The following is a 15,913-nucleotide window of genomic DNA, read 5'->3' as shown; positions in this document are numbered from 1 at the left end:
ATAATATTATAGGATGACAAGCTTTTCGTATTTTTCTGCTTTTTTATTTGTTAAATTGGATTTTACAGTCAGTTTGTAAATATACACTCCTTTTCCGATTCTGTCGCCAAAATCATCTCTTCCGTCCCATGTTATTTCTCTTGATAAAAATCCTTCTGTTGTAACAGTTTGGTTTTTTGTCCAAACCACTTTTCCTGTAATGGTCATTACCTGCACTTGTACTTCCAATGGTTCATACGGTCTGTTATGTGAAAACCAAAATTGCGTATAAGTAGAAAAAGGATTTGGGTAATTAAGAACGTGTGATAAAGTTAAGGAATCGTCTCCTACAACTGTAAATTGAATTTCACTCGTCACAGGATTGTTATAAACATCCCAAGCGGTAAAACTTATTGTATGTAAACCAGGAGCTAAATTTCGGAGTGGGAAACGTAGGTTTCCGTTGGTGTAATCGTCTAATTTTGTTTGGTAATAATCATTCAAAATATAAGGATTACTAACGTCTCCATCTAAAATAGCAACAATATCATGTCCGATTCCGCTTGCTGTATTGATTCCGTTTTCATCTTCTAAGAAGGCTAAAAGAAAAGGAGATTCGTTTGTAATTCCGCCAGATACAAAAGTTTCATCGTTCATATATAACTTCACTTTTGGACTTATATTGTCTTGGGGTGCATTTTCGTTAATTCCTCCAATTTTGATCGTATTGTTGTATCCTGTTTGGTTTTCTAATGCCTCATTTTTCTTTGAATAAAAGCTAATTCTTCCATTGTCAACAGGAATTCTAATGTCTCTAGGAACTACAAAGCTAAATTCAAATTGTCCGTTGGTTACAGAGGCATTCCCTCTAAAAATGGTTTCTCCTAAAGTTTTGAATTGCATTGGAGGACTATAGCCGTCATTGTTTAAAGTAGTATTTGTAATTAATTTATCAAAAATAGCAGTTGCTAATTCTCCATTGTAATTGCTTAAAAGTGTGTTGTTTTCGTCTGTAATTTCTCCTGAAATTTTAATTTTTGACAATGATTTTAAGTCAGGAATTGCTTGCGAAATCACAATATCATTTACTTTCGTTAAATTAATTCGCGGTTTTGGAATAGCGAGCATTAATGCAGGATCACCTAAGTAAAAAACAACATTACTAGAAGAACTTGGATTTTCGTTTTTAGATATTCTTAAAGATTCAGCAATGGAGTTATATTGGTTAGAGCCATAAGAAAGAAGGTTTTTGCTAAGCGTTTTATTAAATTCTTCGGCATTAGCCTGTCCGATTTCACGAATTGTTGTCAGCATGGAAATAGCGCCTCCTTTTGGATTCCAGAAAACATATTCACCAGCGGTTGGTCTGGTCGGATCATCAAAGCGGGAAAATTCGCAAGTAATGGTAATAAATAGAGGATATTTGTATTGGTTGGTCAGGTTTTGCCCGTCCGATTTTTCCCAGATTCTCTCGCTAGCCAACCCGTCTTCGCCACCGTGCCCTAAATAATTAAATATTAAAGCCCCTTTTTCAAAAGCATTAAAAAAGTCTGTTCTTGCTTTAGGATATCGAGATCCGCCAGCAGAAGCTTCTTGCGTATATGCATCTAAAAATATTTTGTCGATATTAAAAAAAGGTTTTTCAGTTGCAATTTGATCTGCAAGTGCATTTTGGTTTGCTTGTAAAGTTTGATCGCCAGGTTTGTCCGAGTCGTCGCTAATTAGAACAACATTATTTCGCCAATTTCCGTATGATTTTGTGTCGTAATATTCAAATACTTTGTTGACCATTTCCTGTGCTTGAGCATTGTCGGAAACTAGCATTCTTCCTATTGCTATATCAATCCCTGCAAGAGACGGAATAATAACTCCCTCATTAGAATCCATCAATCCATAAAAATCATCAGAAGCAAAAGAAGCTTCGCCGACTGTGTTGCTTATTAGGGATTGATATATAGGTACAATATTAGTATTGTTCGAAATGCGATCTTTGTAGTCGAACGAAGCGTCTCCAAATAAATTTACATAACGAATCCTTTTTTCTGACGAAGAAGCATTGTCATAAATATATCTAATGAAGTTTCTAATAGCAGCTATGTCTTGTTTTCCAGAAGAAAATTCCTGATAGATGTTTTCTAATGTGATAACTTTTACATTTAAATTAGAATTAGTTCTATGAAAACTCGCTAATCTTTCGGCTTGTGAAGCTAAAAATTTTGGAGTTATAATAACATAATCGATATCCTGAAAAGAGCTTTGATTATTTCTGAAAACCGTTCCTTTTAAATTTTGGTTGGCAATTTTCGGTTGATTTTCTTTTAACGGACTGTAATAATCGGAAGGATCTATTGCAATGTATTTTCTAATTTCTCCCAAATTGGCTTTAAAACTAAAAGAGGCTTGGTTGGCATTTTCTATTTTTGACACATTATATAGGTCTGTAACATCCCATATTTGAGCTATTCCAGATGCATTTCCAATTGTATAATTAACAATTCCTGCTGTCGAGCCTGCAGAGTTATACTGAAAAAGAAATTGTTTGCCTACTCCTAAAAGTTTTCGTTTTGCCGTGATATTAATATAATCTAAGTAGCCTTTTGATCCCGGAACACCATTATTATTATAGGTGAGTTTTATTTTAATATTATCTGCCCCAGTAAATACTGTATTTGCTGGTAGTTTTCCTGTTATATATTTCGTGTCGGAACCTGCAATTAAGGGCGTGAAATTTATATTTCCGATATTCTGTCCGTTTGCTGCTATTGCAAAAGAAGTCGTGGTTAAAGATGCAGATGCAGTGCTTGCTTCTATTTTTACTGGTATTGAAGTGTCTAAGTTTGGAAAATTAAACGAGAATTCTTGTTCCTGATTAATGTCAAAAGACTCTCCGAGCCATTGGCGACCAAGGTGAACAATATTGGTTTGATCGATTTCATGATATTGATAGTCATCAAACGTGTTTAGTTCTAAAGTGCTATTTCCTATTGGCTGATTTAGGTTTTGAATTCTTTTTCCGTCGTCTCCAGAAGCCGTAATGTAATAGTAAGACTTGGTGTCGTATAAATTTAGGTTAGTCTGGTTTTCAGAACTCCAAGTGTCGGTTCCTTCTGCATAAAAAAGAATGTAATCTTCGTTGTTAAAAACACCGTCATTTTCTCCTATTACTTGTATCGCATTTTCTGTTAAATCATTAGGATAATATGTGTCGTTGGGAAGAGGAAGCATTCTTCCTCCATTTCCGTAAATTTTGATTCTTCTTGGGTTAACTTTGGAGGCGTCAAATCCTAAGCTTTGTAAAAAAGAACGATCTATTTTGTAAACGCCTGATTTCTGAATGTAAAAACGATACCAATCACCAGAAGCCAAAACAGAATTTGAAATTGCTGCCGATTTTTGAAATGAAGATGTAGATGCAGTTCGTCCAGTTGCATTGCTAATGAAATAAGAAAAGGATTTAATTCGTTTGTAGCTATTTCCTTCCTTAATTATAGGAGATAAAGAAAGGAAAGAATATTTTATGTCTCTTGCATTCGTAACTATTACAGATTCATTTGGTTTTTCAGGGATATTTTCAAGTGTTAAATCTCCTAAATCTGCTCTGGAAACCGACTCATAAATGACATTGTTAATTTGCAAAGAACTGTTGCCTGAAACGTTAGATTGGTTTAAGTTTTGGAGCAGCATTATGCTTTTTTTTGTAGTGTCAAAGCGAAAACTGCTTCCGGAGAAGTAAGGAATTACGATTTTATTTTCGCCATAATTTACCTCTTTTTTATTCTGCCAATCTATCGTTATAGCCCCATTTATCTGGGAAAATGAGAGAATTGGGAGGAGAAAAAGAGAGATAAGTATTACTTGTTTCATGAGTTTAAAAACCGAAATTTAATTAAAAAATAATTAGTAAGTAAAAATATAGTATTTCATGTTACAGTAAATAATAAAAAGTATATTTTTGCGTTCGTAACTAAAGGTTATTTTCTGGAAAAAACAGCGAAATAAAATTATGAGAACAGATGTTGCCAATTAAATGTTAATTATTATATTGCAGCACCTAAATTTATCACCTAAGAATGAGTATGAAAGTAAACAAAATTGTAGTCTTGCAGTTAATGATGTCAATGGTATTGATGTTGGGCACGGCTAGTTGTAGCAAAAAATCGAGTTCGAGCCATGCTTCTAGAGCTACAGGCTGGGATGTAGATAGTCAGAATGGAACTGCTGCCAGAAATGCAGGTAAAAAACAACAGGCTGGTCCTGGTTTGGTTTTTGTTGAAGGAGGTACGTTTACTATGGGTAAAGTACAGGATGATGTTATGCATGATTGGAATAACACGCCAACTCAACAACACGTTCAGTCATTCTATATGGATGAAACCGAAGTTACAAACGGTATGTACTTAGAATACCTAGAGTGGTTAAAGAAAGTTTTCCCGCCAACAGAAGAAAATTACAAAAACATTTACGAAGGAGCGTCTCCTGATACATTAGTTTGGAGAAATCGTTTAGGATATAACGAAACGATGACTAACAACTATTTAAGACACCCATCTTATGCTAACTATCCTGTAGTTGGTGTTAACTGGATTCAAGCAGTTGAATTTAGTAAATGGAGAACAGACCGTGTTAACGAGGCTGTTTTAGAAAAAAATGGATATCTTAAAAAAGGTGCTAAAACAAATGATGTAAGTGCTGAAAGTTTATTTAATACTGAAGCTTACATGGCTTCTCCATCTACTACTTATGGTGGAAATGAAGAATTAGTGTTAAAGAAAAACCCTAACGGAAGAAAACCTAGAGCTGGTAAAGATGGTGTAGTTCCTGAAGAGAAAAACGTTTATGCTCAGCGTTCTTCTGGTATTATTTTACCAGAGTACAGACTTCCTACTGAAGCAGAATGGGAATATGCAGCTGCTGCTGATGTTGGACAAAGAGAATACAACATTTACAAAGGACAAAAGAAATATCCTTGGTCTGGAGATTATACACGTTCTAACAAACGTAAAAATAAAGGCGACCAATTGGCTAACTTTAAACAAGGAAACGGTGACTACGGTGGAATTGCAGGTTGGTCAGATGACGGAGCTGATATTACAAATGAAGTTAAAAGTTATGCTCCAAACGATTTCGGTCTTTATGATATGGCTGGAAACGTTGCAGAATGGGTGGCTGACGTTTACAGACCTATTATCGATAACGAAGCAAATGATTTCAACTACTTCAGAGGTAACCAATATGCTAAAAACAAAATCGGTAAAGACGGTAAACTTGAAATCGTTTCAACTGCTAACATTAAATATGATACTTTAAGTAATGGTAAAGTTGTTGCAAGAAACCTTCCAGGAGAAATTGCTCAAGTACCAGTTGACGAACAAGAGACTTATTTAAGACAAAACTTTAGCACAAGCAACAACATCAATTACAGAGATGGTGATAAACAATCTTCTAGATATTTTGATTTTGGTGATTCAGAGTCTGGTTCAAAAGCAGAACAGGCAATGTACAACTCTCCTAAACATAATGTAACAACAGATAGTTTAGGAAAAATGATCAGAAAATATGATAACTCTAGTAAGCGTACTACTTTAATCGATGATAAAGTAAGAGTTTACAAAGGAGGTTCTTGGAGAGATAGAGCTTACTGGTTAGATCCAGCTCAAAGAAGATACTTCCCACAAGATATGGCAACTGATTACATTGGTTTCAGATGTGCAATGTCTAGAGTAGGTTCTAAAGCTGAAAAAAGAAAATCTCCTAGAAACTAAGATTTAGGAATTATAATATCAAAAATTCCAAATTCCAAGCTGAATTTTCAGTCTGGAATTTGGAATTTTTTTGTTGTTTTTTTCTACTTTTATGACATATTAAAAAAATTATAAATGAATATTCAGGACATTCATAACTTATTTTTACAATGCAGTTCGCTGTCTATTGATACAAGAAAAATTGAAAAGAATTCTATGTTTTTTGCTATCAAAGGAGAGAATTTTGACGCTAATACATTTGCTAAAGAAGCCTTAGATTTAGGTGCTTTATTTGTTGTTATTGATAACGAATCTTACTTTGTTGATAACAGAACGATTTTGGTAAAAAACAGTCTAGAAACGCTTCAGGAATTGGCCAAATTTCACCGTACTTATTTAGCGCTTCCAATTGTTGCGTTAACAGGTAGCAACGGGAAAACTACAACAAAGGAATTGATCAATGTTGTATTGTCGAAAAAATTTAGAACAAAAGCGACAATTGGCAATTTAAACAATCATATTGGAGTGCCATTAACGTTACTTTCTTTTACGAAAGAGACAGAAATCGGAATTGTTGAAATGGGGGCTAATCACCAAAAAGAAATCGAATTTCTTTGCCAAATTGCACAGCCTGATTTTGGGTATATTACTAATTTCGGAAAAGCACATTTGGAAGGTTTTGGTGGAGTTGAAGGTGTAATTGCTGGCAAGAGCGAAATGTATCAGTATCTTGCAACAAATCAAAAAACTGTTTTTGTAAATCTGGAAGATCCAATTCAGATTGAGAAATCAAAAGGTATAAAGGCGTTTACTTTTGGAGTAAAAAAAGAAAATGCGGATTTAAATATCCAAAACATTACAGCAAATCCTTTTGTTGCTATTGACTACAATGATTTCACAATTGAGTCTCACTTAATTGGTCTTTATAATGCTAATAATATAAATGCGGCTGCAGCAATAGGTAAATATTTTGATGTAAAAGAAAGCGATATCAAGAGCGCTATTGAGAATTATATTCCGGCAAACAATAGATCTCAAATGATGCAAAAAGGTTCGAATGAGATAATACTAGATGCTTATAATGCTAATCCAAGCAGTATGGCTGTCGCGATTACGAATTTTCTACAATTAGACAAGAAAAATAAAATTATGATTCTTGGAGATATGTTCGAATTAGGTGATGAAAGTCTTCATGAACATAAAGTTATAGTTGACTCTTTAGCAGATCAAAATCACGCTCTATCTTTTTTAATAGGGAAAGCATTTTTTGCTAATAAGATTTCGAATCAAAATATTCAGTTTTTCGAAACATTCGATGCTTTCGCAGCGTTTTTGAAAACATTCAAATTTGGTTCTAATATGATACTAATAAAAGGTTCTCGAGGTATGGCCTTAGAGCGAACTTTAGATTATATTCAATAAAAAAAAGAAAAGCCATTCAAATACTTGAATGGCTTTTCTTTTAAATACTCATTAAAAATCCGATTAGGTTTTCTTTTTTGTTTAACCCTAATTTTTTTCTTAAACGATAACGGGCTAATTCCACTCCGCCTGTTGAAATATTCATAATTTCAGCTATTTCTTTGGTTGACATATTCATTAATAAATAAGTAGATAAATCTAATTCTCGTGGAGAAATAGTTGGATATTGCCCTTTTAATCGTTTCAAAAATTCAAAATGAACGTTTTTAATGTGTTTTTCTAAGTCTTTCCAACTCTTGTCGGTATTTACTTCTTTTACGATGCTTTTATGCAGTTTGCTAAATTCAGCTTTAGTGGTTTCATCTAAGATTCCAGTATCAATATCTTTTAGTTTATGAATGATTCCGTTTAGAACTTTATTCTTTTTTACAACTTGTAAGGAATTGTTAACCAGTTCTTTGTCTTTGGCTAAGATTTTAATTTGGAGCTTATCATTTTTCAGTTTTTCAATTTCTTTTTCCAAATCATGTTGCTCGTGTCTGATTTTAGATTCCTTTTCAAGATACAGTCTTCTTTGTTCTATAGTTTCATAATACCTGTTTTTTCTAATCTTAAGTTTAATTCTAACCGAAATTAAATATGCACCAAGTAAAATGAGTACTAGGTAGAACAAATAAGCCAAAAAGTGTCTGTACCACGGCGGCGATACAGTAAATTCTACTTCAGTAATGTTAGATTCTATGCCGTAACTATTTCTGGCTTTTAATTTCATTACATAATTGCCTTCTCTTAAATTGGTATATTCTTTTATTGCTGTAGGCGACCAGCCTCGCCAGTTTTCTTCAAAAGGCTCTAACTTATAAGAATACATTACGTTTTCCTGGTTTTCGTAAGTTGGAGACGCAAAAGTAAATTTGACACGATTATATTTATAAGGAATGCTATATGATTCTAGTTTTCGGGTCAAATTGCCCGTTAAAATAGTATCTCCAGGATTCGAAAAGCTTTCAATAAAAGCTTTTGGTTTTGTCATAAAAGTGTTTGGAATTGTAGAGTTATAGTGAGCCAAACGGTCTGTTAATCCAATAAAAATGTTCTGAGGATCTATCGCGTTTATAGAAATATAATTGTTTACCAAATTTCCAGTTAAGTTTGAAAAAATAGCTTGTTTCTTAGTGAAAGTTCCGTTTTTGTTTTTAATTAATACACCAATTGATTCATTAAATGCATACCATAGATTTCCAGAAGAATCTTCAATTACAGTGTTAATAGTTGGGATTCCGTTAAATAGATTTGTCATTTTTTTATCTTCAAAAAATGCTTCTTGTTCTACAGAATATCTGAAAAAATGATTTTTTGCTTGAAAATAAACTTTACCGTTGATGTTCTGTAGACTGTTTATTCCCTTATACTTCTCAGATATGTTAACATGTTTTTTTATAAAATCGAATCGTTCCAAATCCTCAGATAATTTTACCTGGTACAGGAACGGGTTTTTCTTTAGCCATAAATAATTGGCATCTATTTCTACAGAAAAATTGTTGGTCGTTTCATCAAATCCTTTTACTTGATGTAAATAATCGTAACCAGTTGCAGATCGTTTAAAGACTGAAAATCCGTTATAACTTTCGCCAATAATATAGTTTTCGTGATCAGGAATTTTTTTGAATCCAAAGTATCCTTTATTGTCTAAAATTTTTGAAACTCTATTGTTTTCAATTATCAGCGCCCCGCTATTACTTGCACATATTAATACATTATTTAAGACTTGAATATTCCAAACTTGAGAGATCGTTCCTTCGACCCTTGTAAATGGACTATCTTGAAATGAGCCTCCCCATGTATGATAAAACAGTCCTTGGTTTGTTGCAACATAAAGATTCCCGTTGTAGGTTGTTGAAGCGTATACTGTTCCTATGTTATAACTGTAGTCAAAAAATGAGAAAGGCGAATTTTCGTTTATAAATGTTATACCATTATCAAGGCCAAGCCAAATATTGCCTTTGTTGTCAACAAAAGAAGCTAAAATTGTATTGTTTTGAATGCCTTTTTGTCTATTCAGGTGCTGGATTATTTTTCCGTTCAAATCGCAAATAATTGCCCCATTTAATACAGAGTTAAGTATTATAAATTTGTTTTTAATAATAGATCCGCCAAGCGAAGTATTTTTCTTAATGAATTCGTTGGCTTCTGTTGCCCATGGTTTGATAACACCATTTTCAGATACAAAAAGTCCTTTTTCTAAAGTAGCGTAAAGCAATTTATTATTTGGCAATGGAAAAAGAGACCATATCTCTTTGTCATTAAAAAAAGTGGTGCCTTTAATTGCTGTAAGTTTTCTGTTTTTGTATTCAAGTAAGCCTAATGTTTTGTCTTGAAAATAAAGACGATTATTTACTAAGAATGAAAATTGAAAGTTATGAGGAGCGGTAAGTGTTGTGACTTTTTCGTTTTTTAGAAAAAACACTTTGCTAAAAGACTGAAAAATGACTTCTCCATTAAAAATATGGATCCTCCATATAAGGTTGATGTTTTCTTTGTCTGTTGGACTTAATAGATTGTATAGAGAATGATATTTTAAAATTCCTCTTTCATCATTTTTAAAATACCCAAATTCGTTATTTCCTCCAACAAATATTCTTCCTAAAGCATCAATTTTTAAACTTCTAATTTCTGATTTATTTGGCAAAGAGTATTTATGCCAGTTTGAACCATCAAATTGAATTAATCCGCTATTGTTGGCAAAATAAATAATTCCGTTTTTGTCCTGATCGATGCTCCAGTTTTGAGTTCCACCTTTATATTCAGATCTTTTATAATTTTTTATATCTGGAATTCCAATATTTTTTACCTGTGAAAAACCTTTTAAATATAAGAATAGTAATAAAATTAGCGTAAAAGGCCGAATTGTAAATTTCATAATATTTTAAATATGTTTTTATTATAAGTAAGCTTATTTGACTTTTATGTTATTGATTTATCAATTGTGATAAAATGTATTTTTTTGTTTTTTCAAAAATATAAAGTAATTATATACTGTAAACCTATGTAATATACATTTTTTTTAATTAACATTTTTGTAACAAATTTTTGAAAAATGTAATATTCATAAAATGAGTGTTTTAAAAATAAAAATGTAGTGTTTTTGTTATATACTACTATTTAGCATGAAGTGTTTTTTGTAAAGATTCTAAATATGAATTTAGTAAAGTTCAATATTAGCATTGTATTGAATTAGTAATTAATTAGCCCAAAATTTTAGAAAAATGAAATTTATAAAATTCTTGTATTTAGAATTAACTGCTCTTTACTTCCCACATTTGCAGATTAGAGATGTTTCTACGTATTTAATAACAGCACACCTTAAAGAGTTGAAAAAATAGAGCAATTTTTGAGGATGTATTTCATTCCAATTTCTTTAAGTCAGTATTGAAAGGGCTAAGTAAAATCAGGATGCTTTAAGTTTGGTTTGAGAACCAATCCTTATTGTTGCTACTGAAATGCATGTAGAAATACTTCTTTGTTTAAAAAAAATGCTTTTAAAAATAGATGACTGAATTAAATCGCAATTTCTTCATAATAGATTTCGGTTCTCTTTTTGCGTTAAAAAAGGCTTTTTTTTAATATTTCGCCTCATTATTTTTTAAGACTAAGCTTCAAATAGCAGCTTAAAAGTAAATTATTTCCTATAAAATACTTTAAAATAAGAATTTTCTGTAGTTAAAAATAATTATTAAAAATGAAAAAAAAGTGAGGTAAAAATATCATATTCTTTATTTTTTAGAATTTAGAAAAAATCATTTTTTTTTAAATGTAATCATCTGTATTTTAGTTTATTATGTTTCTTTTTGCCTTACTACCACGTTGTAGTTTTGATGGTTTAAAGTAACTATTTGTTCTTATAATATGATGTAGTGTTATTTTTTGAAATTAACTTTTTTTTAGCATTATTTTTTATTCAATTAAACTGTTGAAAAACAGCTAATTATTATTTTTTTGATGTGTTTTTATAATATTATTTTTTTGTTTTTGATGTGTTTTTGTAGTGAATTTAAGATGTGAAAAGTAAAAATTTAGTTTTAGTATTGCATCAAATTACTAATTAATTAACCAAAATTTTTAGAAAAATGAAATTAACAAAATTACTTGTTTTTTGTATTTCATCTTTATTATTCTCGGTTATCGCTGTGGCTCAGGATGTCACAGTAAATGGAATGATTAAAGATGAAACTGGTATGCCTGTTCCAGGTGCAACAATTTTATTAAAAGGTACTACTAAATCTACTGCGTCAGATTTTGACGGAAAATTCCAGATGCAGGTACCTTCAAATGGATCATTAACAATTACGTTTATTGGTTACACTACAGTAACAGAAGCAGTAAATGGTAGAACAAAAATTACTATTCAGTTGAAACCAGAATCACAAACTTTAAATGAAGTTGTGGTTGTTGGATATGGTACTCAAAAGAAATCTGTTGTAACTGGTGCAATCTCTAGTGTAAAAGCAGCTGATCTTGAAAAAGTGCCAAACGGACGTGTTGAACAGTCTTTGCAAGGTAGAGTAGCGGGGGTTTCTGTTGCAGCTACTTCTGGACAGCCGGGTGCAGCTTCAAAAGTTCGTGTAAGAGGTATAACTACCTTTAGAGAAGGTGGAAATGATCCTTTATGGGTAGTTGACGGAATTGCTGTAGATGCTGGTGCAGTTGGTTTTATTAATCAATCTGATATTGAATCTATCGAGGTACTTAAAGATGCTGCTTCTGCTGCAATCTACGGTACTCGTGCGGCTACTGGGGTTATCTTAGTTACTACTAAAAAAGGAAAATCAGGGAAAATTTCTGTAAACTATAATGGTTTTGCAGGTATCTCTGCTCCAGCTAGAAGATTAAATATGTTGAATGCTACTCAGTATGCAACTCTTATGAATGAAAAATCTTTAAATGATGGTGGTGGTATTAAATATGCAAATCCAGCTTCTTTCGGTAAAGGTACAGACTGGCAAGATGCAATTTTTAATGACTCTGCTTTCAGATACACACACGAGTTAAGCATTAGTGGTGGTGGTGAAAAATCTACTTTCTACGCTTCATTCGGAATTCAAGATCAAGAAGGTATCGTTACTACTGATATTTCTAATTATACAAAGAAAAACTTCAGATTAAACTCAACACACAAAATTTCTGATTACTTTACTTTCGGACAGACTTTTGGATATACACACCAAAAAACTAAAGGTATTGGTAACGTAAATAGTGAGTTTGGAGGACCTTTAAGTTCAGCAGTTAATTTAGATCCGCTTACTCCATTAGTGGTTACTGATCCTGCTGTTGCAAATACAGGTTACTATACAAATCCAAATGTTATTAGAGATGCAAACGGTAATCCTTACGGAATTTCTTCTTTAGTACAACAAGAAATGACGAACCCTTTAGCATATACTCAAACTAGATTAGGAGGATATGATTGGTCAGATGATTTTGTTGGTAATGCTTACTTAGAGGCTAACATTACAAGTCATTTAAAATTTAGAACAACACTTGGTGGTAAGTTAGCATATTGGGGTAATGAAATGTTTACTCCGGTTAACTTCTTAAACCCAAACATGAAAGCTGATAGAAATAACTATAATCAAAACAACGAAAAAGCGCTTTCTTGGACTCTTGAGAATACTTTATCTTATGCTAACAAATTTGGAGATCATAACGTTAGTGTTTTAGCTGGACAAGGAGCTTATGTTGAAAATATTGGAACTACTATCGGAACGACAATGTTTGGTCTTCCAATTACAAGTTACAAAGATGCTTCTTGGAATTTTGATGTTCCTCAATCTGACAGATCAACTAGAACAAGCGATAAAGTAGAGCACAAATTGGCTTCGTTGTTCTTACGTGCTAACTACGACTACATGGAGAAATATCTTTTCACAGGAATCGTTCGTCGTGATGGATCAACTCGTTTTGGTGAAAACAAAAAATGGGGGGTTTTCCCTTCATTCTCTCTAGGATGGGTACTTTCTAAAGAAGGCTTCTGGAAAGAAAACAATGTAGTTAATACTTTAAAATTACGTGGAGGTTACGGAGTTGTGGGTAACGATAACATTGATGATTTTAAATATAGAGCGTTGGTTGTTGGAGGTTACAATTATGCTGTTGGAAATACAGGAGACATTACTACAGGATACGGAAACTCTACTTTGCCTAATGCAAACTTAGGATGGGAAGAAACATCTCAAACAACTGTAGGTCTTGATGCAAAATTATTTAATGATTTTACTCTTACACTTGATTACTACAAAAAAACAACAAAAGGAATCTTAAGAAATATTGTAATTCCTGGATACGTTGGAGTAGTTGATGCACCTTCTGCAAATATTGCAGATATGGATAATAAAGGTTTTGAGGTTGAATTAGGATACAAGAAAAGACTTGGAGATTTTAATTTAGGTGTTAATGCGAATTTTGCTTACTTGAAAAACGAAATTACTTACGTAGGTTCATCTACTAATTTCATTGTTGGAGATGCTACTTTCCAATCTATGGGACCTGTAACTAGAACACAAGTTGGACACTCATTTAACGAATTCTACGGATTTAAAACAGCTGGAATCTTCCAAAATGAAGTTGAAGTTGCCGCTTATAAAAATGCAGATGGAGCTTTAATGCAACCAAATGCTAGACCTGGAGATTTCCGTTGGGTAGATTCTAATGGAGATGGAAAAATTACTGATGACGATAAACAATTCTTAGGAACAAATATTCCTAAATATACTTTTGGTTTTACAGTAAACTTAGATTACAAAAACTTTGACTTTATGGCATTTACTCAAGGTGCTGCAGGAAGCAAAATCTTCCAAGGTTTAAGAAGACTAGATGTACTTAATGCAAACTATCAAACTAAAGTTTTAGAGCGTTGGGTTGGAGAAGGAACTTCAAACGATTATCCAAGATTAACAAATAATGATCCAAATAAAAATTACACTAACATGTCTGATTTTTATCTTGAAAATGGAAACTATTTGCGTTTAAAAGTTGTAACTCTTGGTTACACAATGCCAGCTAGTTTATCATCTAAAATTGGAGCAGATAAATTACGTTTTTACCTAACAGGAGAAAACTTAATCACTTTTACAAAATACACTGGATATGATCCAGAAATTGGAGGTCAAGTTTTTGGTATAGATAAAGGAGTTTATCCGCAAGCAAGATCTATTCTGTTTGGAGCTAACGTTCAATTTTAATAAATTAAAGAATCATGAAAACGATAAAATTTAAATATATATATGTAGCCGTGGCAATGGCTGTTCTAGGATCTTGCTCTGAAGATTTTGTGACTATTGATCCAAAAGGAAAATTCGATACAAGTACCTATTTTTCTAATGAGCAACAATGCTATGCGGCTTTAATTGGAGTTTACGATCCGTTGAGAAAAAATACAGGAGGTTTTGAAAACTTAGTAGCGATGCTAAATGCTGGTTCTGATGATTTTTATGCTGGTGGAGGTAGTTCTACAGACGGAACCGGAATCCAGAATTTCTCTACACACTCACTTACTTCAATTACTATTCCAGGTAGCTATTGGAGCGATCATTACCAAGGTATTTCTAGAGCAAATATGTTGATCGCTAAATTACCAGCAGCTTCAATGAATGATGGAGTAAGAAGCAGATTTGCAGCTGAAGCTAAAACTTTACGTGCATTTTACTATTTCAATTTAGTAAGACTGTTCAAAAACCTTGCATTAGTTTTAGAGCCGTTAACTACAGAAACAATTTATAATCCTGAGCAAGTTGCTCCAGAGGTAATTTATGCTCAAATAGAAAAAGATTTGACAGAAGCTATTGCTGCTTTACCAAATAAAGTGGATGCAAAAACTGAGGCTGGAAGATTTAACAAAGGAGCTGCTCAAGCGCTTTTAGGAAAAGTGTATTTGTTTGAAGGTAAAAACCCTCAGGCAGCAGCTGTTTTAGCAGAAGTAAACGGTACTCCTGGAGCAGTGAACCAATACGGTAATAAATTGTTAGATCACTTTAGTGATTTATGGATTACATCAAACAAATTTAACGCAGAATCATTAATTGAAGTATCTCACAGTAGTGCTGGTAACTCTGATTGGACATTCTGGGGACAAGGTAAAGATGAAGGAAACTCTTTAAACATCATGGTTGGGCCAAGAGGATATTCTAGACCAAAAGGTTCTGATGCTCCAGATCTTCCAGCAGGATGGGCATTTAACGTTGCAACTCAAAAATTATATGATGCAATGCAAGGTGATCCACGTAAGGATGCTACAATTCTTGATTTAAAAGCATTAAAAGCAGCAGGAAAAGCAGATTATATTCCAGCTTACCAAGACACTGGATATTTCTTGAACAAATATCTTCCAAGACAGACAGATGTTAGTACAGGTGGAGGTAACTCAGAGTTGAACTACAAACAAAACTCTTATGTAATCAGACTTGCAGATACTTACTTAATGGAAGCAGAAGCGTTAGGATCTGGAACAAGAGCACAAGCTTTACTTGATGCGGTTAGAAAAAGAGCCGGATTAACTCCTGTTCCTGTAACATTAGCAGCTATTAAGCACGAAAGAAGAATGGAATTAGCGGGTGAAGGACATAGATTCTTTGATTTAGTAAGATGGGGAGATGCAGCAGCAGCTTTATCTGATAGAGGTTTTGATGCTGGAACAGATGAGATTTTCCCAATTCCGTACACAGAACTTAACGGTACTAAATTAAAACAAAATCCTAATTACCAATAGTATTTACTAA

6 protein-coding genes are annotated in these 15,913 nt (G+C 32.8%); 4 read left to right on the top strand and 2 right to left on the bottom strand.

Annotated features, from left to right (window positions below):
• Positions 1-6 precede the first annotated feature (6 nt).
• Entirely contained in the window at positions 7-3,843 is a 3,837-nt protein-coding gene (porU, locus tag JC605_RS01635) for a type IX secretion system sortase PorU (RefSeq protein WP_198854582.1), read from the bottom strand.
• A 212-nt stretch (positions 3,844-4,055) separates the two neighbouring features.
• On the opposite strand from porU, the gene gldJ reads away from it, so the two are divergent.
• Complete coding sequence (gene gldJ / locus JC605_RS01630) at positions 4,056-5,741, top strand: gliding motility lipoprotein GldJ (protein ID WP_198854581.1); 1,686 nt, start codon at positions 4,056-4,058, stop codon at positions 5,739-5,741.
• A 114-nt stretch (positions 5,742-5,855) separates the two neighbouring features.
• Positions 5,856-7,142 (top strand): UDP-N-acetylmuramoyl-tripeptide--D-alanyl-D-alanine ligase, encoded by a 1,287-nt coding sequence (gene murF / locus JC605_RS01625; protein WP_198854580.1) that lies wholly within the window; start codon positions 5,856-5,858, stop codon positions 7,140-7,142.
• Between the two features lie 40 nt (positions 7,143-7,182).
• Here the strand turns inward: murF and JC605_RS01620 are convergent, their stop codons facing one another.
• Entirely contained in the window at positions 7,183-10,062 is a 2,880-nt protein-coding gene (locus tag JC605_RS01620; RefSeq protein WP_198854579.1) for a triple tyrosine motif-containing protein, read from the bottom strand.
• A gap of 1,207 nt (positions 10,063-11,269) precedes the next feature.
• On the opposite strand from JC605_RS01620, the gene JC605_RS01615 reads away from it, so the two are divergent.
• A complete protein-coding gene (locus tag JC605_RS01615) occupies positions 11,270-14,380 on the top strand; it encodes a TonB-dependent receptor (RefSeq protein WP_198854578.1) in 3,111 nt (1,036 codons plus the stop codon).
• Positions 14,381-14,394: 14 nt separating this feature from the next.
• Positions 14,395-15,903, top strand: coding sequence for a RagB/SusD family nutrient uptake outer membrane protein (locus tag JC605_RS01610; RefSeq protein ID WP_198854577.1), 1,509 nt, complete (start codon positions 14,395-14,397; stop codon positions 15,901-15,903).
• The last annotated feature ends 10 nt before the right edge of the window (positions 15,904-15,913 follow it).

It is taken from the genome of Flavobacterium sp. IB48, assembly GCF_016405855.1.
Classification (GTDB): Bacteria; Bacteroidota; Bacteroidia; order Flavobacteriales; family Flavobacteriaceae; genus Flavobacterium; species Flavobacterium ginsengisoli.
The sequence above is the reverse complement of the archived record's forward strand: the minus strand, read 5'-3'. Positions and strand labels throughout refer to the sequence as shown.

Coding starts and splice junctions, on each gene's coding strand:
- JC605_RS01620 (WP_198854579.1), bottom strand. CDS start 10,062: ATGAAATTTACAATTCGGCCTTTTACGCTAATTTTATTACTATTCTTA.
- gldJ (WP_198854581.1), top strand. CDS start 4,056: ATGAAAGTAAACAAAATTGTAGTCTTGCAGTTAATGATGTCAATGGTA.
- murF (WP_198854580.1), top strand. CDS start 5,856: ATGAATATTCAGGACATTCATAACTTATTTTTACAATGCAGTTCGCTG.
- JC605_RS01610 (WP_198854577.1), top strand. CDS start 14,395: ATGAAAACGATAAAATTTAAATATATATATGTAGCCGTGGCAATGGCT.
- porU (WP_198854582.1), bottom strand. CDS start 3,843: ATGAAACAAGTAATACTTATCTCTCTTTTTCTCCTCCCAATTCTCTCA.
- JC605_RS01615 (WP_198854578.1), top strand. CDS start 11,270: ATGAAATTAACAAAATTACTTGTTTTTTGTATTTCATCTTTATTATTC.